This window comes from Maribacter sp. X9, from assembly GCF_048537565.1.
GTDB lineage: Bacteria > Bacteroidota > Bacteroidia > Flavobacteriales > Flavobacteriaceae > Maribacter.
The window spans coordinates 2,354,158-2,373,798 of sequence record NZ_CP183215.1 but is presented as its reverse complement, the minus strand read 5'-3'; the positions used below and the strand labels follow the sequence as shown (position 1 = coordinate 2,373,798).

At 37.0% G+C, this 19,641-nt stretch carries 13 protein-coding genes; 9 read left to right on the top strand and 4 right to left on the bottom strand.

Features of this window, described 5'->3' with window-relative positions:
• Positions 1 to 518 precede the first annotated feature (518 nt).
• Together ACNR9Q_RS10110 and ACNR9Q_RS10105 are read left to right on the top strand one after the other, a co-directional pair.
• The gene (locus tag ACNR9Q_RS10110) at positions 519 to 1,595 is read left to right on the top strand and encodes a PAS domain-containing sensor histidine kinase (protein WP_419211096.1); all 1,077 of its coding nucleotides are present in this window, start codon (positions 519 to 521) and stop codon (positions 1,593 to 1,595) included.
• A gap of 643 nt (positions 1,596 to 2,238) precedes the next feature.
• Positions 2,239 to 2,979, top strand: a complete 741-nt coding sequence (locus tag ACNR9Q_RS10105) for a tyrosine-protein phosphatase (RefSeq protein ID WP_419211095.1) — start codon at positions 2,239 to 2,241, stop codon at positions 2,977 to 2,979.
• 8 nt (positions 2,980 to 2,987) lie between these two features.
• Here the strand turns inward: ACNR9Q_RS10105 and ACNR9Q_RS10100 are convergent, their stop codons facing one another.
• The 4 genes from ACNR9Q_RS10100 to ACNR9Q_RS10085 are packed head-to-tail and all read right to left on the bottom strand — an operon-like array spanning position 2,988 to position 9,239.
• Complete coding sequence (locus ACNR9Q_RS10100; protein WP_419211094.1) at positions 2,988 to 5,354, bottom strand: GumC family protein; 2,367 nt, start codon at positions 5,352 to 5,354, stop codon at positions 2,988 to 2,990.
• Positions 5,355 to 5,388: 34 nt separating this feature from the next.
• A complete protein-coding gene (locus tag ACNR9Q_RS10095) occupies positions 5,389 to 6,156 on the bottom strand; it encodes a polysaccharide biosynthesis/export family protein (RefSeq protein ID WP_419211093.1) in 768 nt (255 codons plus the stop codon).
• A gap of 60 nt (positions 6,157 to 6,216) precedes the next feature.
• The gene (locus ACNR9Q_RS10090) at positions 6,217 to 8,154 is read right to left on the bottom strand and encodes a polysaccharide biosynthesis protein (RefSeq protein ID WP_419211092.1); all 1,938 of its coding nucleotides are present in this window, start codon (positions 8,152 to 8,154) and stop codon (positions 6,217 to 6,219) included.
• Entirely contained in the window at positions 8,151 to 9,239 is a 1,089-nt protein-coding gene (locus ACNR9Q_RS10085; protein WP_419214268.1) for a DegT/DnrJ/EryC1/StrS family aminotransferase, read from the bottom strand. The genes ACNR9Q_RS10090 and ACNR9Q_RS10085 overlap by 4 nt, the downstream gene beginning before the upstream one ends.
• Before the next feature lie 287 nt (positions 9,240 to 9,526).
• Here ACNR9Q_RS10085 and ACNR9Q_RS10080 point away from each other — a divergent pair, with 287 nt between their 5' ends.
• From ACNR9Q_RS10080 to ACNR9Q_RS10050, 7 genes are all read left to right on the top strand, one after another.
• The gene (locus ACNR9Q_RS10080) at positions 9,527 to 10,924 is read left to right on the top strand and encodes a nucleotide sugar dehydrogenase (RefSeq protein ID WP_419211091.1); all 1,398 of its coding nucleotides are present in this window, start codon (positions 9,527 to 9,529) and stop codon (positions 10,922 to 10,924) included.
• Positions 10,921 to 11,946 carry an NAD-dependent epimerase gene (locus ACNR9Q_RS10075; RefSeq protein WP_419211090.1) on the top strand — a complete coding sequence of 342 codons (1,026 nt, stop codon included), beginning with the start codon at positions 10,921 to 10,923 and terminating at the stop codon, positions 11,944 to 11,946. The genes ACNR9Q_RS10080 and ACNR9Q_RS10075 overlap by 4 nt, the downstream gene beginning before the upstream one ends.
• Before the next feature lie 129 nt (positions 11,947 to 12,075).
• The gene (locus ACNR9Q_RS10070; RefSeq protein WP_419211089.1) at positions 12,076 to 13,071 is read left to right on the top strand and encodes an SDR family oxidoreductase; all 996 of its coding nucleotides are present in this window, start codon (positions 12,076 to 12,078) and stop codon (positions 13,069 to 13,071) included.
• A 113-nt stretch (positions 13,072 to 13,184) separates the two neighbouring features.
• Positions 13,185 to 14,465, top strand: coding sequence for a nucleotide sugar dehydrogenase (locus ACNR9Q_RS10065; RefSeq protein WP_419211088.1), 1,281 nt, complete (start codon positions 13,185 to 13,187; stop codon positions 14,463 to 14,465).
• 733 nt (positions 14,466 to 15,198) lie between these two features.
• A complete protein-coding gene (locus tag ACNR9Q_RS10060) occupies positions 15,199 to 17,091 on the top strand; it encodes an Ig-like domain-containing protein (protein ID WP_419211087.1) in 1,893 nt (630 codons plus the stop codon).
• Positions 17,092 to 17,413: 322 nt separating this feature from the next.
• Entirely contained in the window at positions 17,414 to 18,487 is a 1,074-nt protein-coding gene (locus ACNR9Q_RS10055) for a glycosyltransferase family 4 protein (protein WP_419211086.1), read from the top strand.
• Positions 18,487 to 19,641 carry an O-antigen ligase family protein gene (locus ACNR9Q_RS10050; protein ID WP_419211085.1) on the top strand — a complete coding sequence of 385 codons (1,155 nt, stop codon included), beginning with the start codon at positions 18,487 to 18,489 and terminating at the stop codon, positions 19,639 to 19,641. Before ACNR9Q_RS10055 ends, ACNR9Q_RS10050 begins: the two co-directional genes overlap by 1 nt.

Sequence of the window (19,641 nt, the reverse complement as noted above, 5' to 3'; positions counted from 1 at the left end):
TAAAATGTTCTTAATGAGAACCCGTTTAAAAAACAATCCTAAAAGTTTATGACTTCGTTTGAACCTATTAGGGTTGTTCATCAAAAAAATAAATCGAAATGAAATTTCAAACACCAATGTAGTACTGAGCGGTAAAACGTTTAATGCCAATTTCCTTTTTTAACTGTTACGGCTCAATCAAAGGAGATTTATTTCACTCTCTACTGATTTTTTATTCCAAAAAACTTGTAATCTTATTTTTATAAGGTACAAAACATGTTGTAAGGGAGAAAAATATGCCATTAAACATCTATATTTGAGGGTATAAGGAATATATGATAATCATTGTACTTCATAAGTACCAACCGATAATTTTTTGGTAGAACCATTTTCAAAAATCAGTCAAAACTTCATACCAGAAAATAAATTATATGAATATGATCTTAAGGCATGGTCTATACAATTTGAAAGATACTTAAGGTTCACTTTACTGCACAAAGACATTTAAAACCATCATACCAAGTTAAAAAGACGAAAAAATGTTCAAAAAAATGTTCGAAAGACATAATGCAATTATGTTATTGATTGATGTGAAAACAGGTTTAATTCTCGATGCAAACCCTTCGGCAATTAATTTCTATGGCTATGAAAAAGCCGAACTGTGTTCAATGAAAATTGATGATATCAACATGCTATCTTCAGAACAAGTTTCACTAGAACGCACTAACGCAGTAAAAGAGGAAAGAAATCACTTTATTTTCCCGCATAAATTAGCTAACGGTGAAATACGGACAGTTGAAGTTCATTCTTCACCAATAGAATACAAAGGGGAACGAATATTATTTTCAATATTATATGATATTACCGACCGAAAAAAAGCGGAACAAGCACGTTTAGATAGTGAAAAACAACAAAAGGAAATAAATATCACTAAAGACAAATTGTTCTCTATCATTTCACACGATTTAAGAAGTCCGTTTAATAGCATCTTAGGTCTTTCTGAATTATTGAGCTTGAATACTGCAAACAAGAATATTGAAGAAGTTGAAAATATTGCTAAAATGATACACACATCCTCAAAAACCACACTTGTTTTACTTGATAATTTACTTGATTGGGCAAGATCACAAACAGGGCAAATTAAATTTGAGCCAGTAACCCTAAAATTAAAACCAATCGTGTTAGAAATATTCGAAATACTAAGCACAACTGCGAAAAGCAAGGATATATCCCTGAACTATAATCAATCTATCGATCTTAAGGTATATGCCGAAGAGAACATGCTTAAAACAATATTACGTAACCTGATCTCGAATGCCATTAAATTTACTGGAACGAACGGTAAAATTAATATTGAAGCAGTAGGCAAACATAACTTTGTCGAAATCACGGTTTCAGATAACGGAATTGGTATTAAAGAAGATATTAAGAACAGATTATTTAAAGTTGGTGAAAATGTAACAACGACAGGAACGGTAGACGAAAAAGGATCAGGTTTAGGTCTAATTATTTGTGAAGAATTTGTGGTAAGACACGGTGGAAGAATTTGGATAGAAAGCGAAGTCGGAAAAGGTAGTTCATTTAAATTTACGTTACCATTTCCTAAAAAAAACTGATATCGACCTACTTGAAGTCCTCCTAAGACATAGTCCGATAATCCACCTCAAATGAATTACATCAAGGGTGCCACTGTATAAATGACCAAGACCTCAACCCCTTATTTAAGGGTTTCTTATTTAACTGTTTTTTTTTGCCTTACTCAAAATAGGAAAGTTCTCAGTTTAAAAGTCGGCGGGAGTAAATTCGCTCTTCGTCTTATGGACCATAAACTATAAGACCACCACTCTACTGGATTCATTTAAAATCCAACATAGTTAAACGTTACTGGAAAACAATTGTTTTTTAAGAAAATAGTAAGATTGAACCCTGTAGAAGATAGCACATCTGCTGTTAGTGCTTATTACGACTTGATGTAATTTCTTTAACTCATCAACCTGACGGTACCTTAAAAGGCCGGGTACTATTTTTAAACCATAGTAGAACTTATTTTTATGGCAATTGAATTCCATCAATAAAATAGGTTATTCTTGTAAAACCCGATAACCTCATCGATGAAATAGACAAAACACCTTAACTTTGCGGAATAGTTTGCATTTATTTTATGGTTGCGGGATGCTTTTAAGACACAAAAATCCTAAACCAAAATAAACTATAAAACGGTTACCTATTGAATTGGTAACAAAAAAATCAGAGTAGGTTATGTTCAGTTTCTTTACTAAAAAACATTTTTTAATAGACGATTTAGACGGCTTCATTGATATTCATAATCATATCCTCCCTGGTATTGATGATGGCGCAAAAAGCGTTGAGGATGCTATTGAACTTATCAAATGCTTTGGCGAATTTGGGGTTAAAGATTTCATTTGCACCCCTCATATAATGGAAAATTATTATCCTAATAATCCTAATACGATAACGAAATCACTTGCATTGCTTCAAAATGGTTTGAAAATGAGCAATTTAGACCATATCAATATTCAAGCTGCCGCTGAGCATATGATCGATTCAGGTTTTGAAAAACTGGTTGATGAAAATAATATAATGCCGCTTTCGAAGAGCTATATTTTAATCGAGATGTCCTATTTACAAGCTTCGATTAATTTCAATAATGCCATTGACAAAATAAAGGAGAAAGGCCTATTTCCAATTTTTGCGCATCCTGAGCGATATTCCTACTTCCATTATAGTTTAGGAGAATACAAAAAACTAAAAAACAAAGGGCTGCTCTTCCAATTGAATTTATTGTCGCTAGGGGATTATTATGGAAGCGATGTGCAAAAAATAGCGAAAAGTCTATTAAATAATAATTTAATAGACTTTGCCGCAAGTGACGTTCATAAATTGTCTCAACTAGAAAACTTAAAAAAAATAAGCCTCGATACGAAGACCATCAAAAATTTAAAGCCAATACTGGAAAAAACAATATATAATTTTAAATAAGTAATGGTTTAAAATTTCCACCACTTTTTACTGGTTTTACCATAGCCATAACCATACTTACCTCCGTAACCAAGATTTTCAAGGCTTACATCGTTCACAACAAACGAAATACCCTTTAACTTTCCTTCATCACGAAGGTTAAGGGGGAATTTTACAGCTGCTTCATCTGTAATACCGGCCCTAGTAACGTAAATAACGTGATTGGCAAAAGGTGCTATCAATAAGGTATCACTAACCACCATCATCGGCGCAGTATCCACAATTACATAATCATAAAGTTCAGAAACCTCAGCTAATAAATCTGAAACCCTAGAACTCATCAATAGTTCAGATGGATTTGGTGGAATTTTACCTGAATAGATAACATCTATAGTATTATTATGCACTAACATTGGACGAATGATATCATTTACAGATAAAGATTCATCTAATAAATATTCAGTTAAACCCGCGTCTTTATTTCGTGTTGGAGATTTTAACTTATCTACAGAATCTCCACTAAAGAAGGAGTATAACTTGGGATTACGCACATCTGCACCGACCAAGAGTACTTTCTTTTCGGTACTTGCCAAAATCATGGAGAGGTTCGTAGAAACAAAGGTCTTTCCTTCACCAGGCGTACTTGAGGTAACGAATACCACATTGTTCTTGTTTTTATCACTAGCGCGTTTGGTCTTGATCAAAAAGTCCAAATTGGCTCGTATAATACGCAGTGCTTCGGCTAGAACAGAACGGTCATCGTTGATAATAATTTTACTCTCCTTTTTACTAAGTGTGGGTAACTCGCCAAGTACCGGAACATCTTTGGTTAGCGCTTCCAGAGAATGCTTATTATGTATTTTGGTATCCAATTGACCCTTACCGTAGATAACGCCAAAAGGAAGTAGCAACCCAAGTATTAAAGCAGCGAGGTACATAATTGCCTTTTTGGGTTTTACAGGAGTTGGACTAGATACAAAGGCATCATCAATTATATTAGATTTCGGGGCTGCCGACGCAAAAGCAATTTGTGACTCTTCCCTTTTCTGCAACAAATAAAGGTAAAGTGATTCTGTAGTTTCCTGCTTCCTGGTAATATTTCGTAATTCCCGTTGATTTTCAGGTGCAGAATAGATGGTCCCCTGTATTCTACCCAATTGACTTTGTAAGGTATTTACGTTCATCCCTACATTCCGTTCCAAGGAGTTTAAACTCGATTGCATGGTATTTTTTAAACCATCCAGTTGTTCATCGAGGTTTACGATCATCGGGTTTTTTTCATCGGCACTTTTCAGTAAGCGCTTACGTTCAGCTACCAGTTGGTTGTATTGCACCGTAGCTTGGCTCAAGGCTCCACTACCTACATCAACAACGGGCATTTCATCATAGCCGGTCTCACCACTCACATAATCCTTTAAACCACTGACCATTTGCAACTGTATTTTGGCATTCTCCAAATTTTGGCGGCTTCCTGCACTCACCTGCACTGCTGCACCAACTTCGAGACCCGAACCGGTCATGCCTTTTTCAGTCAATAATTCCTGGGCATCTTGATCCACAGTAGTTAAGGCTCCTGCAATCAACTGAATTCTATTATTGATAAAATCAGAGGTAGTATCGGCTATTCGCTTTTTTTCCTCTATCGCATTTCTGTTATATACCTCAATAAGTTTATTAATAACATCCTTGGCCTTTTTAGGTATGGCACTGGTCATAGAAATCGTAAGAATATTAGATAATTCGGCGGTAGCGGCAATTTGAACTGCTTCTTTCAAGCTACGAGCCACATCTGCAATCGGACGAATGGACACATGGTATTTTCTTCCAATCAATCCCTTTACATCTTTCACATTAGGCGTTATCACCATGTCCCCAATCGGAGTAGGTATTCCATTTCCAAAAGCATATACTTTAGAAGGCGCATCTTCCGCTTCTGTAAAGCCAAAGGTAGTTGCCGAAGAGAATTCAATAAAAAAATCATAGGTGGCATTGTTGATAATAGAATCGGCCACAATAAAATTCATTTTTATGGGGGGGGCAGCATATACTTCCGAATTAATGACATTACCTAAGGCAACTATTTTAAAATTAGCCTTCAACTCTTTGACAACCTCTATAAAATTAGACCGTGAAGCCAATATTTCGATTTCATCTTCTACTTGCTTGTTAGATGCACCAAGAATATTCAGGTCTTGAAAAGCACTCATTTCGCTTGCTGCATTTTTTTCCTGAACGATCTGTATTTGGGCTTGAACCGCATATTCAGGTATGGTATAACGAATATTGACGTAAGCAATGATCAAGGCCAATAGGCCGCATATCACAAACCATTTCCAATGTTTGGTATAGTTTGAAATAACTGATTTGATATCCTCTTTTTTATCGGAAAAACTCATAGAATAAGTGTAAGTAGGTAGCTGAAAAAATATCTTAATTTCTTGTTATTAAAACAACGGAGATGGTAATCAAAAGGGATGCAATGGATACAGCTAAATTGGCACGGTTGTCTAATGTAGATTGTGTCACGGCCGATTTGTTAGGCTCCACATAAACGATATCGTTTTGGGTCAAATAGTAGACCGGAGAGTTTAAGGCATCTTTAGAAGTTAAATCGATTCGAGTATATACCTTGGTTCCATTAAAATCACGAATAACCAAAATATTGTCACGTTTTCCTTTTATGTTAAGATCATTGGCCAAACCTATGGCCTCTAGAACCGTTATCTGTTCCCCATTTACGGGAAATGTACCTGGCTTATTGACCTGCCCTAAAACGGTTACGGTAAAGTTGCGTAGCCGAATATTGATAATGGGGTCTTTTAAATAAGGTTTTAATTTTTCCTTTAAAAGAATTTTGGTCTCCTCAGGAGTAAGCCCGATAATTTTAACATTGCCCAAAACCGGGAAATCAATTTCTCCGTTTTTGTCCACAATATAATCTAATTGTTGGGGTTGTGCAAAACTGCCTTCAGATCTTGCACTTGAGAAAAGGTTAAACGGAATACTGGCCGTCGGATCGAGGGTTGAAACATTTATCCCTACGACATCGTCAATTTTAAAGGTATTGTTATGTGAATTATCACTTACAATAGTCTCATAATCTTTGGCATCCTGAAAGTAAACAACATCTTTTCTTGTAGCACATGAAGATATGAGCAATCCAATTAATAAGAATATTGAGAATCTACTTAAGTTCATTTTATTTTTTATCATCTTGAAGAGGAATTAAAGTAAAGGTTGTTTTCTGTATGGATTAATTTAAGGTTGAACTATTTTTAATGTCGTTTTACTTGAAAAATCATTCGTGCCAGACTTCTTATCCAATTCGCAAAGGTCTGAATTTTTCGAGACATATTCGGGAACTATTTCTTTCATAAGTTTTACCGTGTTGCCATTAAAGAACATATTGGTAATACAAAGCTCATCGATTTTCGATCTCACCTTCGCATAATCTACTTCACGTACTTTACTGATTTTAATTTTCTGATGATAGGTAGGGAGGGTATTTTCACCATTGGCCAATAATTCTTCGTACAATTTCTCTCCCGGGCGCAAGCCTGTAATTTTGATGTCAATGTCTTCCGGATATCGTAGACCTGAAAGTTTAATCATGTTTTTGGCCAAATCGAAAATCTTAACGGATTCACCCATATCAAAAATAAATATTTCACCTCCTTCACCCATAGCCCCTGCTTCCAATACAAGTTGTGAAGCCTCAGGTATGGTCATAAAATAACGGGTAATGTCTTTGTGGGTCAAGGTCAACGGTCCTCCTTTTTCTATTTGCTTTCTAAATAGAGGAATAACCGACCCATTCGAGCCCAAAACATTTCCAAAACGTGTGGTTATGAACTTGGTTTTGTTTTCCTTTTGCATACAACCGATATACATTTCTGCAATACGCTTTGAAGCGCCCATAACATTGGTCGGATTAACCGCCTTATCGGTAGAAACGAATACAAACTTCTCTACACCATGAATAAGTGAAAGGTCGGCTATTGTTTTTGTTCCCCCAATATTAATTTTAATGGCTTCATACGAATTATACTCCATTAGTGGAACGTGCTTATAAGCAGCGGCATGGAAAACAACATTGGGACGATGTTCGGCAAATAAAGCGTTCATTCTATTTTTATCACGCACATCACTTACAATGGGTATAAAATTATGGCACCCGTTTTGTTTTAATTCCTGTTGCAAGTCGTACAAAGCCGATTCTGCAGAATCAATAATAATTAGCGATTTATAGGAATATGTAGCTATTTGACGAACAATCTCACTACCGATAGATCCCGCACCGCCGGTAACCATAATACTTTTGTTCATCAATTCCATCGCAATTTTACTATTGTTGATTTTTATGGGAGCCCGATCCAACAAATCTTCTATTTGCACTTGTTTAATTTGTGAAACCTTAAGCTCGCCATTGATCCAATCTTCGATAGGAGGTACTATTTTAACAACAATAGGATAATCGACCAGACCCTCAACCGTTTTACGTAGTTTTCTTGAATCTATATTTTGTATAGAGAATATAATTTCAGAAATATTATTTTTGATTATAAAGGCCTCGGTTAAAGATTTTCTGGCAAAGACAGGTACCCCATTAATGTGTTTCCCAATCTTTTTGGCATCACGGTCAATATAACCCACAACCTTATACCTGCTTTGTGGACTGTTACTGATGGCGCCATGGGTTAAGACTCCTGAAGATCCAGCCCCGTAAATCAATACATTTTTATAGGCTTTGTTCGAACTATTAATTTGGTTATAGATGGATTTAAACACAAATCTAGATGCCGTTAGTCCCACAAAGGTTATCAAACTGTTGATAATGATAATCGATAACGGAATCGTAAATTGATTTAAAATATCAAACTGCCTATTGGCCAATACAATAAATATGACCAAAATACTAGAAAGGCAGATAGCATTAAAAATATTATAAACATCGCGTACGCCAGTATGACGAACCACGCCCTTATAAGATCCCACAATAATAAAAGCCAATAAAGCTGTTATAATGACCAAGGGTAATTGAACCCATAAGTTTTGAACTTCAAAATCTAAGGTTAAATTAAAACGGATCAAATATGAAAGGATAAAAGAAAAACCTACCGTAAACAGGTCAATAGTCAACACCAACCATTTAGAAGCGTAACGTTGCGTATTTTGAGCTATGTATTTTTGTATCATGATAAAACATTTTTTATGGTTGCGACGACGTATTCCAAATCTTCTTGAGACAAATTAGATCCGCTTGGCAAACAAAGACCTCTTTCAAAAAGAACTTGAGAGGTTCCGTCCATAAACTGTGCATGGTCGCTAAATATAGGTTGTAAATGCAAAGGTTTCCATAAGGGCCTTGATTCGATATTTTCCTCAAGGAGCGCTAAACGAAGCCTTTCACGAATTTCAAAAGAAGGCGTCAAAATACAGCTTAACCACCTATTTGAAAAATAACCTTCCGGCTCTTGTAAAAAATCTATTTCACTAAAACTAGCCAAGGCCTCTTCATAGAATTTGTGATTGGCCCTTCGTGCCGCTACACGTTCCTCTAGAACTTCCATTTGACCTCTACCTATACCGGCAAGAACATTACTCATCCGGTAATTGTATCCAATGTGCGAGTGTTGATAATGAGGTGCATCATCCCGTGCTTGAGTTGCCAAAAATATGGCCTTATCGGTATAATTTTTATTTTTTGACACCAATGCCCCGCCGCCTGAGGTTGTTATAATTTTATTCCCATTAAAAGATAAGATACCGATATCTCCGAAAGTACCACATGCGTTACCTTCATATGTACTACCTAAGGCCTCGGCACTATCCTCTAAAATAGGAATTTGAAACTCATCGGCAATGGCACGTATTTCGTTAACTTTATAGGGCATTCCATATAAATGGACGGCAATGATGGCTTTTGGTTTTTTATGGTTCTTAATTCGGTCTTCAATAGCGCTACGTAACAATGACGGCGATAAATTCCAAGTATCCGATTCACTATCCACGAATACCGGTTCCGCTCCTAAGTAAAGAATAGGATTGGCGGAAGCGGAGAAGGTAAAACTTTGGCAAATAACCTCATCGCCTTTCCCTACACCTAATAGTTCCAAACCTAAATGAATTGCCGCTGTACCAGAACTTAAAGCCGCTACGTATGCTTCATTCCCTAATTGTTCTCGTATCGCTTTTTCAAAGCCGTTAACATTAGGTCCTAAGGGTGCGATCCAGTTGGTGGCGAACGCTTCGTCAACATATTTCTTTTCGGTTCCTCCCATGTGTGGGGAAGAGAGCCATATTTTAGCAGGTGTCACTGTGGTTTTCAAAAGTCGATTATTTTGGGTTACAAATATACGTTTCAAAATTAATTATAGTTGTGCTCTTAAAATAGAATAAAGGATATAATTCGTTTAATCCGTGAAATTTATCGGTTAAAGGAGAAGGCCCTCTCCTTATAACGGTACATCTTGCTTTTAAACCTTTTAAAAAACGCTTACGTCTAAAATAGATTTTTTAATCGCACGTTATTTTATAATCTTTGCCTTTTTAACTCCTAATCGTACGAATGAAAAAGATTACAAAAATATGTTGTATTGGCGCCGGCTACGTTGGCGGCCCCACCATGTCCGTCATTGCAAGTCAATGTCCAGAAATTCAGGTTACGGTGGTAGATATTAATGAAGACCGTATTGCACAATGGAATACAGAAGATTTGGACAAACTTCCTATTTACGAACCAGGGTTAAAGGAAATAGTGGGTAAGAGCCGGGGGAAAAACTTATTTTTCTCCACGGCCGTAGATAAGGCCATCGATGAAGCACAAATGATCTTCATTTCGGTAAATACCCCAACCAAAACTTATGGTAAAGGAAAAGGCCAGGCGGCTGATTTAAAGTTTATAGAGTTGTGTGCACGCAACATCGCCAAAGTTGCCAAAGATGATAAAATAGTGGTTGAAAAATCGACCCTGCCTGTGCGCACCGCTCAGGCCATTCAGAATATATTGGATAACACCGGTAATTCGGTGAAATTTGAAATTCTATCCAATCCTGAATTTTTAGCGGAAGGTACGGCCATCGAAGATTTGTTACATGCAGACCGTGTATTAATCGGGGGCAACGATACCCCTTCTGGCCAAGAGGCCAAAGATGCCCTAAGTGAGGTTTATGAACACTGGTTACCGAAAGAACGTATTTTACAGACCAATGTTTGGTCTTCAGAGCTATCCAAATTAGTGGCCAATGCCTTTTTGGCACAGCGTGTCTCCTCTATTAACACGATTTCGGCCTTGTGTGAAAAAACCGATGCCAATATTCAGGAAATTTCAAGGGCCATAGGCTTTGATAGCCGTATTGGTTCTAAGTTCCTAAATGCATCCGTAGGTTTTGGAGGTTCCTGTTTTCAAAAGGATATCCTTAATTTAGTATATATCGCCCGGTCATATGGACTACAAGAGGTGGCCGATTATTGGGAGCAGGTCATCATCGCCAATGACTACCAAAAAAGTAGGTTCGCCGAGAACATTATATCCACCTTATATAATACCATTTCTGGCAAAAAAATTGTCCTCTATGGTTGGGCCTTTAAGAAAGACACCAATGACACCCGTGAATCCCCTGCCATTTCGGTTGCGGATGCGCTATTGGAAGAACGTGCAGAAATCATAGTGTACGATCCTAAAGTTTCGGCCGAACGTATCTATGCAGACCTCGATTACCTAGGTACCCGTCCCCCTGAGGAAAACAGAAAGTTGCTAACGGTAACGAATGATCCTATAAAAGCTACGGAAGCGGCCCATGCCATCGCAATCTTAACGGAATGGGACGAGTTCAAGACCTATGATTGGGAAGCTATTTATCGTCAAATGTTGAAACCAGCCTTTGTATTTGATGGAAGGCGTTTGTTGGACACCGCTACAATGGAACAAATAGGCTTTAATTATTATAAAATAGGTCAATCATGAAGATTTTAGTAACCGGCGCAGCAGGGTTTATCGGCTTTTTCGTATCCAAATCGCTATTGGCTCAAGGGCATACCGTAGTAGGCTTGGACAATATTAATGACTATTACGATATTAATTTAAAATATGCGCGTTTAGAAGAGTTAGGGATTGCACGACCGGAAGCCGAAACCTTTAATCAAATGGTAAAGAGCGCTACACATGAAGAATTTTCATTTATTCGCATGGCATTGGAAAACCGTGAAAGCCTACCCGTACTTTTCAAGGACCAAGCATTTGACAAGGTTTGTAATTTAGCCGCTCAGGCCGGGGTGAGGTACAGTCTTGAAAATCCCGAGGCTTATATAGACAGTAACTTGGTCGGTTTTCTGAATATTTTGGAGTGTTGTCGTAAGTATACGATAAAGCATTTGGTCTATGCCAGTAGCTCTAGCGTATACGGCCTTAATGAAAAAATACCTTTTGAAACTACTGATGCAGTAGACCATCCGGTAAGTTTGTACGCGGCCACCAAGAAAAGTAATGAACTGATGGCCCATGCTTATGGACATCTGTACGGTTTTAAAACTACCGGACTACGTTTCTTTACGGTTTACGGCCCCTGGGGAAGACCCGATATGGCCATGTTCCTATTTACCGATGCCATCATCAACGGTAAACCCATAAAAGTTTTTAATAACGGTAACTTGGAACGTGACTTTACCTATATCGACGATATTACCGAAGGCGTAGTACGCATTATAGAAACCCCTATTCTTTCAGGAGATGCTGACAAAGAACATTTTAAAATTTATAATATTGGCAATAGTAAATCGGTCAAATTGATGGATTTTATTACGGCCATCGAGGAAAGTCTAGAAATTACCGCCCAAAAAGAAATGCTGCCCATGCAACCGGGTGATGTAGAAAAAACCTGGGCCAATGTCGATGATTTGATTTCAGATTATAACTACGCCCCGAATACGCCTATAAAACTGGGAGTTCAGCGGTTTATTGATTGGTATAAATCCTATTACAAATCTTAAAACAATATATTTAAAGTTATAAGGTTATTCTTTTACCTATTTCCTTTAAGCGACGTTTGCCGTCCTTTTAAATAGTTTTTTCGTCTATTAGATAAACCAATAGCATTTTTGCAACCTCAAATCCATTACATGAAGTTATATAATCTAACATCTAAGTATCATATTTTAGTAACCGGCGGTGCCGGTTTTATCGGATCCAATCTCTGTCAGGCTTTATTGGATAACGGCAACCAAGTGACCTGTTTGGACAATTTTGCTACGGGAAAACGAAAAAATATAGAACCTTTGATGGTGAATGGTAAATTCAACTTAATTGAAGGTGATATCCGTAATTTAGAAGATTGTAAAAAAGCTTGTATAGGTGTAGATTATATCTTGCACCAGGCGGCGTTGGGCTCCGTACCTCGCTCCATTAATGACCCAATTACCAGCAATGACGTGAATGTGTCCGGATTTTTAAATATGTTGGTCGCGGCACGCGACGCTGGCGTAAAACGCTTTGTGTATGCAGCAAGCTCTTCCACCTATGGAGATTCAACCAACATGCCTAAAGTAGAGGATATTATTGGAAAACCGCTTTCCCCCTACGCTATTACAAAATATGTCAATGAATTGTATGCCGATGTGTTTAGCAAGACGTACGGTATGCAAACCATCGGCTTACGTTATTTTAATGTTTTTGGCAGAAAACAGGATCCCAATGGGGCCTATGCCGCTGTGATACCCAAGTTTGTGATGCAGCTCATGCAACATGAATCACCCGTCATTAATGGCGATGGCAGCTTCTCCCGTGATTTCACCTATATCGACAATGTGATCCAAATGAATGTACGGGCATTGGTGACCGAAAACCAAACGGCATTAAATACCGTATATAACGTAGCCTTTGGTGAACGGACCGATTTGAACGAGCTTACACAATTACTTAAAGATTATTTAAGTGCTTATGACCCAAAAATAGCGGACATTCAAAACAGTTATGGGCCTACCCGTGCGGGAGACGTACCACACTCTCTAGCATCGATAGACAAAGCCAAAACCCTATTGGGCTATGATCCAAAATATGACATCAAGACCGGACTTAAGGAAGCCGTAGATTGGTATTGGATCCATTTAAGGAATTAGGGGGTTAGCAGTAACGAAGTATAAAGTAGGAGTAACAGGATGAAGTGCTAAAGGACCGAGAGCCTGAACATAAATTAACGAACAACGATAAGCGATACTAAAACAAACAAAGAATGAAAGACATTAAGATTGCCATAATAGGCTTAGGCTATGTTGGTCTGCCCTTGGCGAGATTATTCGCTACAAAATATCCAGTAATAGGTTTTGACATCAATAAAGATCGTATAGCAGAACTACGCTCAGGCCACGACAGTACCTTAGAAGTTGAAGATGAGGTACTTCAAGGGGTTTTGAAAACAACGGCCAAAATGGAAACCGGTCTGTTTTGCTCGGATCAATTGGCAGATATTGCAGATTGCAATTACTATATCGTAACGGTTCCTACTCCTGTAGACAGCACCAACCGCCCCATTTTAACACCCCTTTATAAAGCATCGGAAACGGTGGGTAAAGTTTTGAAAAAGGGAGACACGGTAATTTATGAATCAACGGTATACCCCGGTGTAACAGAAGATGAATGTATTCCTGTATTGGAAAGAATCAGTAACCTAAGCTATAATACCGATTTTTATGCAGGCTATTCGCCCGAACGTATCAACCCAGGAGATAAGGAACATACCGTAGAAAAAATATTAAAGGTTACCTCAGGCTCCACGCCAGAGGTCGGTCAAAAAGTTAATCAACTATATGCATCGGTAATAACGGCCGGCACCCATTTGGCGCCTTCCATAAAAGTTGCGGAAGCTGCAAAAGTCATTGAAAACTCGCAACGCGATATCAATATTGCCTTTGTTAATGAATTGGCCAAGATTTTTAACTTGATGGGCATTGATACCCATCAAGTATTAGAAGCGGCAGGTACCAAATGGAACTTTTTGCCTTTTAAACCAGGTTTGGTTGGGGGACACTGTATCGGGGTCGATCCTTATTATTTAGCGCAGAAGGCACAAGAATATGGCTACCACCCAGAAATCATCTTGGCGGGCCGTCGTATGAACGATACCATGGGAAAGTATGTATCCTCTGAAATCATAAAACTCATGGTACAACGGGATATCAAAATTAAGGGAAGTTCGATTCTGGTATTGGGTATCACTTTTAAAGAAAACTGTCCTGATGTGCGTAATACGAAGGCCGTAGATGTAATCAACAACTTAAAATCATATGGCACCAACGTTACGGTTTATGATCCATGGGCCTCTAGTAAAGAAGTAGAGCATGAATATGGGATGAAAGTGACCCAAGATTTGCCCCAAGATAAATATGATGCCATTGTCTTAACGGTTGCCCATAACCAATTTTTAGCTATGGAACTGAAAGAAATGCTGAAAACCGATGGGGTCATCTATGATGTAAAAGGAATTTTGACTAAAAATGTAGATGCAAGATTATAATTAAACCTTTGGTTTCAAAAGACAAAGGCTTAGAAAAATAACGTCATTTTTCTAAGCCTTTTTAAGTAACCAACCTCGGGGCATTGAATAGGCATTCATGTTTAAGTTTTACGCAAGCGTCGTAGCATTTAAATCTAGATTATGCAGTAAAGACAAGGTGGCCTGAATTGACCCTAATTTCTTTTTTACGGTTAATATAAGTTCAAGTAAGCAAAAATGCTGCGATTGTAAACTTATCCCGGTGTATCCAAATACCGTTCATACTCTATTAAATAGGGCTTATTCTATCAACAGGAGTTTTATAAAAGTTAACCGATCGCAATCAATGACCAAAAGCACTATTTTAAAATAAGTATCTTCCTATTACAAGTTCCATTTGGGGATACTAGCTGAATTGTGGCACCGCAATGTTGTTAACAATAACTGCAGTTCATCGAATTTAAATAAAAAAGATGCATTTTGTCGATCAAGAACATCCGATCATCCTACTTGTCTCGTAAAGCAGACAATCATCTATAGATGTTAACCTATAGTAACAGGTACTCAAATAATAAGTTAAATAACCTATTTGAAAGAATATTTAGATTTTTTAATCGTTAGATAATTTAAATCTCAAAATAATTTAAGTAGTTCATCGAAAATATTGGTGAATTCATCGGTAAAATAAAATATCGCCCTATAATTGTATCCCATATCACAAAATTTTTAACCCCAAAAAGCAAAACACCTACTTATGAACTTTACCCGTAGTACGCTATCACAATTGACCTTAGTAGGTTGGTCGTGTTTTTTACTCTTCTCCTGTAGCAAAGATGCTGACCTTTTATCGGAATATGTCATCAATGAGAATGATAACTTGCAAAGTTTGGCCCTATTAGCAGATGATACCTTTTTCATATCGCGGGGGCAAAATTCTATTTTAATGGACGTGCTAAATAACGATAATTTTGGTTCAAACACCAAGGTAAGTATCGTAGAAACTTCAACTCCAGATAATGGTACGGTGACGATTAATGGCGACAATACGTTGACCTATGTACCCAATCAAGAAGCCACTGGAACTTCTCAAGAAACTACTACCGAAGAAGACACCTTTACCTATACCACCGAAGTAGTGGATACGACCACAGAAACCACCACCAAAGAAGAGGCTACTGTAACGGTAACCGTTTCTGATGACGGACCTGTAAAAGCGTTTCCCACTGCTTTTGGAGGGGGATCCGAAGCCACTGGTGGAAGAGGAAAAGTATTGGCCATCATCAATACACTGGATCGTAACGCTCCCTTAAAGTTTGTTCCTAAGCAAGGGAATAACGATGCCTATTATATTGGTGGACTTTTTACAGCCATGCAAAATAAAGAGGTTGGGTATATTGTTTTCAATGTATCGGGTAATATTGATTTGGGTAGAGGTGGTACAAGTGCCCAATATGGTTATGATGGTATGGGAGGAGTTAATGACAAAACCATTTTCGGCCAATCTGCTCCAATGGGCGGCATTACCTTGACCGGAGGTTCATTTAGAATCAATGGTCGCTTTGGAGACGGCAACAATTTAATATTTAGGTATATGCGTAGTAGACCTATATATGACAAAAATGGAAATAAAGGTAACAAAAATGGTATTGCCGAAGATGATGCATATACCTGGGCATTTTTGTTCTATGGAGGGAATAAAATTATGGTTGACCATTGTTCAGCCTCATTTTCTTATGATAAAAATATGGGCGGATATATTGACCAACAACATGTAGCCGAAGGTTCTACTATGTATGGCCTTACTTTTCAGAATAATCTTGTTGCCGACGGTCATACCAATATGTACACCGCAATCAATCCAGGAAGACCCAATGACCCGCAGGATCACATCGGCAATATTAGTTTTTTAGATAATGTTATTATTGGCGGCAACCGTACCCCCAATATAGCGTTTAATGGTCAAGGCGAGGTTAATAATAATGTCATTTATGCCCCGATGAGCAAAATGATAAACGCTTATTACAACATAGAACTGAATCACTTGAACAACTACATCTTCCACCCCGGGACGTCTGGCAATATTACAAATGCCCATCAAGAATTAGGGCTTAACGATTCTCCCAGGATATTTACTCAAGGTAATGTTTATGAAGGTTTTAGCTCGAAATCAAATGCTTCTAGCAACAATAAATTGATGTGGACAGACTTCGGCAATCGAAGCCTTCTGTTGGGATTGAATTTTTTCAGCAATACAAGGCTGCTACTACCTGGTATTCCCAACCAAAAACCATTAGAAACAGCTAATCAAGTTTACACAAAAAAAATTGTCAACAAAAATATTGGGGCTAATAAATACCTCAATGACAACGGTGTAGTTAAGACATATCAAGATTCTTTTGATGCAAGTATGCTTAATATAGCGCTTAAAAGAATAAATAAAGAGTGGCATCAAGTCTCTGAATGGATATTACCAAACATACCTAATAACAAAAGGCCCTCATCGTATGATACGGACAATGATGGTATGGCCGATGCCTGGGAAATTAAAACCTTTGGTAATTTATCTCAAAGTTATAGGGGAGATTTTGATGGTGATGGATATGAAAATATTGAAGAATACATGAATCAGGTAGACGTAAATAATTAGCATTTGAAACAACAAGTCAAACATATATATATATTATTTGTGATAATTTAAGGACATTAAGTATAAAGGGGGCTTTGCCCCCTTTATACTTTACTACTAAATATGCTGATTATAGAATAATAAAAAAGAATCTATTCTAGTGATGATTGCCAAAAAATGTGTTTAAAAATAAAAAGTTGAACTTTTATTATCTAAATCCAGAACAGATTAAACCGTAATCCTTATACTTATTTTGCCAACCGATAAAACAATACTTTCGTCTATTGTTTAATAAAATTCCCTTTTTGCCAACTATATTTGTCACTTATTAAAAACACTTTTTATGAGAATTGACTTTATGATAAATTCACTAGTCGGTGGCGGTGCAGAGAGAGTTATGGTTACGCTGGCTAATGGTTTTATTGAACATAAACATGAGGTTAATCTAATTACCTTTAATAAAGGTAATGCCTATAAAACCAATAGTAAGGTAAAGAGAATCGACCTACATCATGGTAAAATAAAAAATCATTCTGTTCGGTCACTTCTTAATTCTTTTAATTATTATCGAGTAACATCAAATAGACCAGATATCTTAATTGCATTTATACCTTCCAATAATTTAATCGCCATTCTAATAGGTTTGTTTTATGGAATTAAAGTGATAATAAGCGAGCACAACAATCATTTGGCAAATCCCTCGTTTAAGTCTAAATGGATTAGAAAATTATTATACCGTTTTGCTGATACCACCACAGTACTTACCTCATTTGATAAGCCATTTTTTGAAAATTTGGGTGCCAAGGTTGTAATAATGCCAAATCCCATAAATATCCCTAAAACGATAAAACCTTTTAGTGAGCGAGAAAACACCATTCTTGTAGCAGGTTCTCTTAAAAGATATCAAGTAAAAGGGTTTGATGTCTTATTGCCCATAATAGCCCCTATTCTTAAAAGTCATCCCGATTGGAAACTAATGATTGCTGGCGATGGGGAACCTGGACTGAACATACTAAAAAAAATAACAGCAGAATTAAATTTATCTAACCAAGTAGTGTTTTTAGGTTTTATAAGTAATATTGGGGAAGTAATGCAAAATGCGAAGATATTCGCACTCCCATCCCAATACGAGGGACTACCTATGGTCTTAATGGAGGCATTGTCAAATGGTATGGCCTGTATTGCATATGATTGTGTTTCTGGTCCAGGTGACTTAATAAATGACCAAGAAAACGGACTATTGATTGAAAACCAAGATAAGGAGGCCCTGCAAAATGGTATTTCCACCCTTATCGATGATACAAATTTGATGATGAAACTAAGTAATAATGCTATAAAAGGTCTTACCCAATACAACTTGGATAATATGATAATTAGATGGGAAGAGTTGATTAAAAATGTACTAGGGAAAAAATAATGGAATTATCAAAATTTTCTAACCTCTTAAAATATGCTATTCTAGCATTAATACTCTGGAATTTACCAGGTTTTGCTTTAGTATATATCAATAGTACATTCTCTTCTTTAATCAGTTATTCAACCTTTGGTTTGATCTTGCTGTTCGTTTTGATCAACGGAAAAAGTGGCAATGATAACTTTATGCTGATTTTTGGCATATTGTTTTTTACTTTGAGTAGCATTCTGGATCAAACCTACATGCCTCCCATATTTATACAATTTGTAATTGTAATTATTAAATATTTAATTATTATTTGGGGCGGTTACGAAGTTATGAAATATACGAATTCGAAAGAAATATGGGTTTTTATGTTTATCGGCGCACTTTCCATTTTAGGGAATATGTTTCTTTTTAACGATCCAAAAGCAGATTACGGTAGGTATAGTGGGTTTTATCTAGACCCGAACAACGGAGGTCTTATTTGTTTAATTGGTTTTTCGCTTACGTATGTAATGCCCAATAAAATGAAATTAATAGGAAAAACAGTCTTTACAATTTTAGGATTGTTGACATTTTCTCGCACTTTTATCCTATCATGGTTATTATTGAATATTCTTTCCATAAAGTTAAGTATAAAAAATGCCCGAATGTTAGTGATTGGTTTCGGCGTTCTAAGCATGCTTTTGGTATTCAATGAATTTCTACCAGTAAAGAATCAAAGGTTGGAACAAATAGGTGCAATGGCAAGTGGAGATACTCAAAATGCAAAGGGTATCGACAAAGATTCTAGGTGGGAAACTTGGAGCAGGTATTATGACCCATTATTGGATAAACCGATATTAGGTAATGGCTATGGTTCCTTTGGAACAACTGGAATTAAAGCTCCTGTAGGGGTTCATAACACCTATTTATTAATATGGGGCGAAGGGGGTATTATTCCCCTCATAATATTTTTAATTTATTTAGGACATTTATTTGTGGGCAGTGCCAGAAATTTCAAAAATGCCCCTCACTTGTTAATGATACTCATAGCCCTAAGTCTCTTCTTGCTTACCAACCATAATTTTTTAACGACCTTCTATTCACTTTTACTGTATGTATGGGTTCACATTAGATTAAAAGAATACACTGAACCTCAAAAGAATACTGTGCAAGTTACTGGTAGACAATAG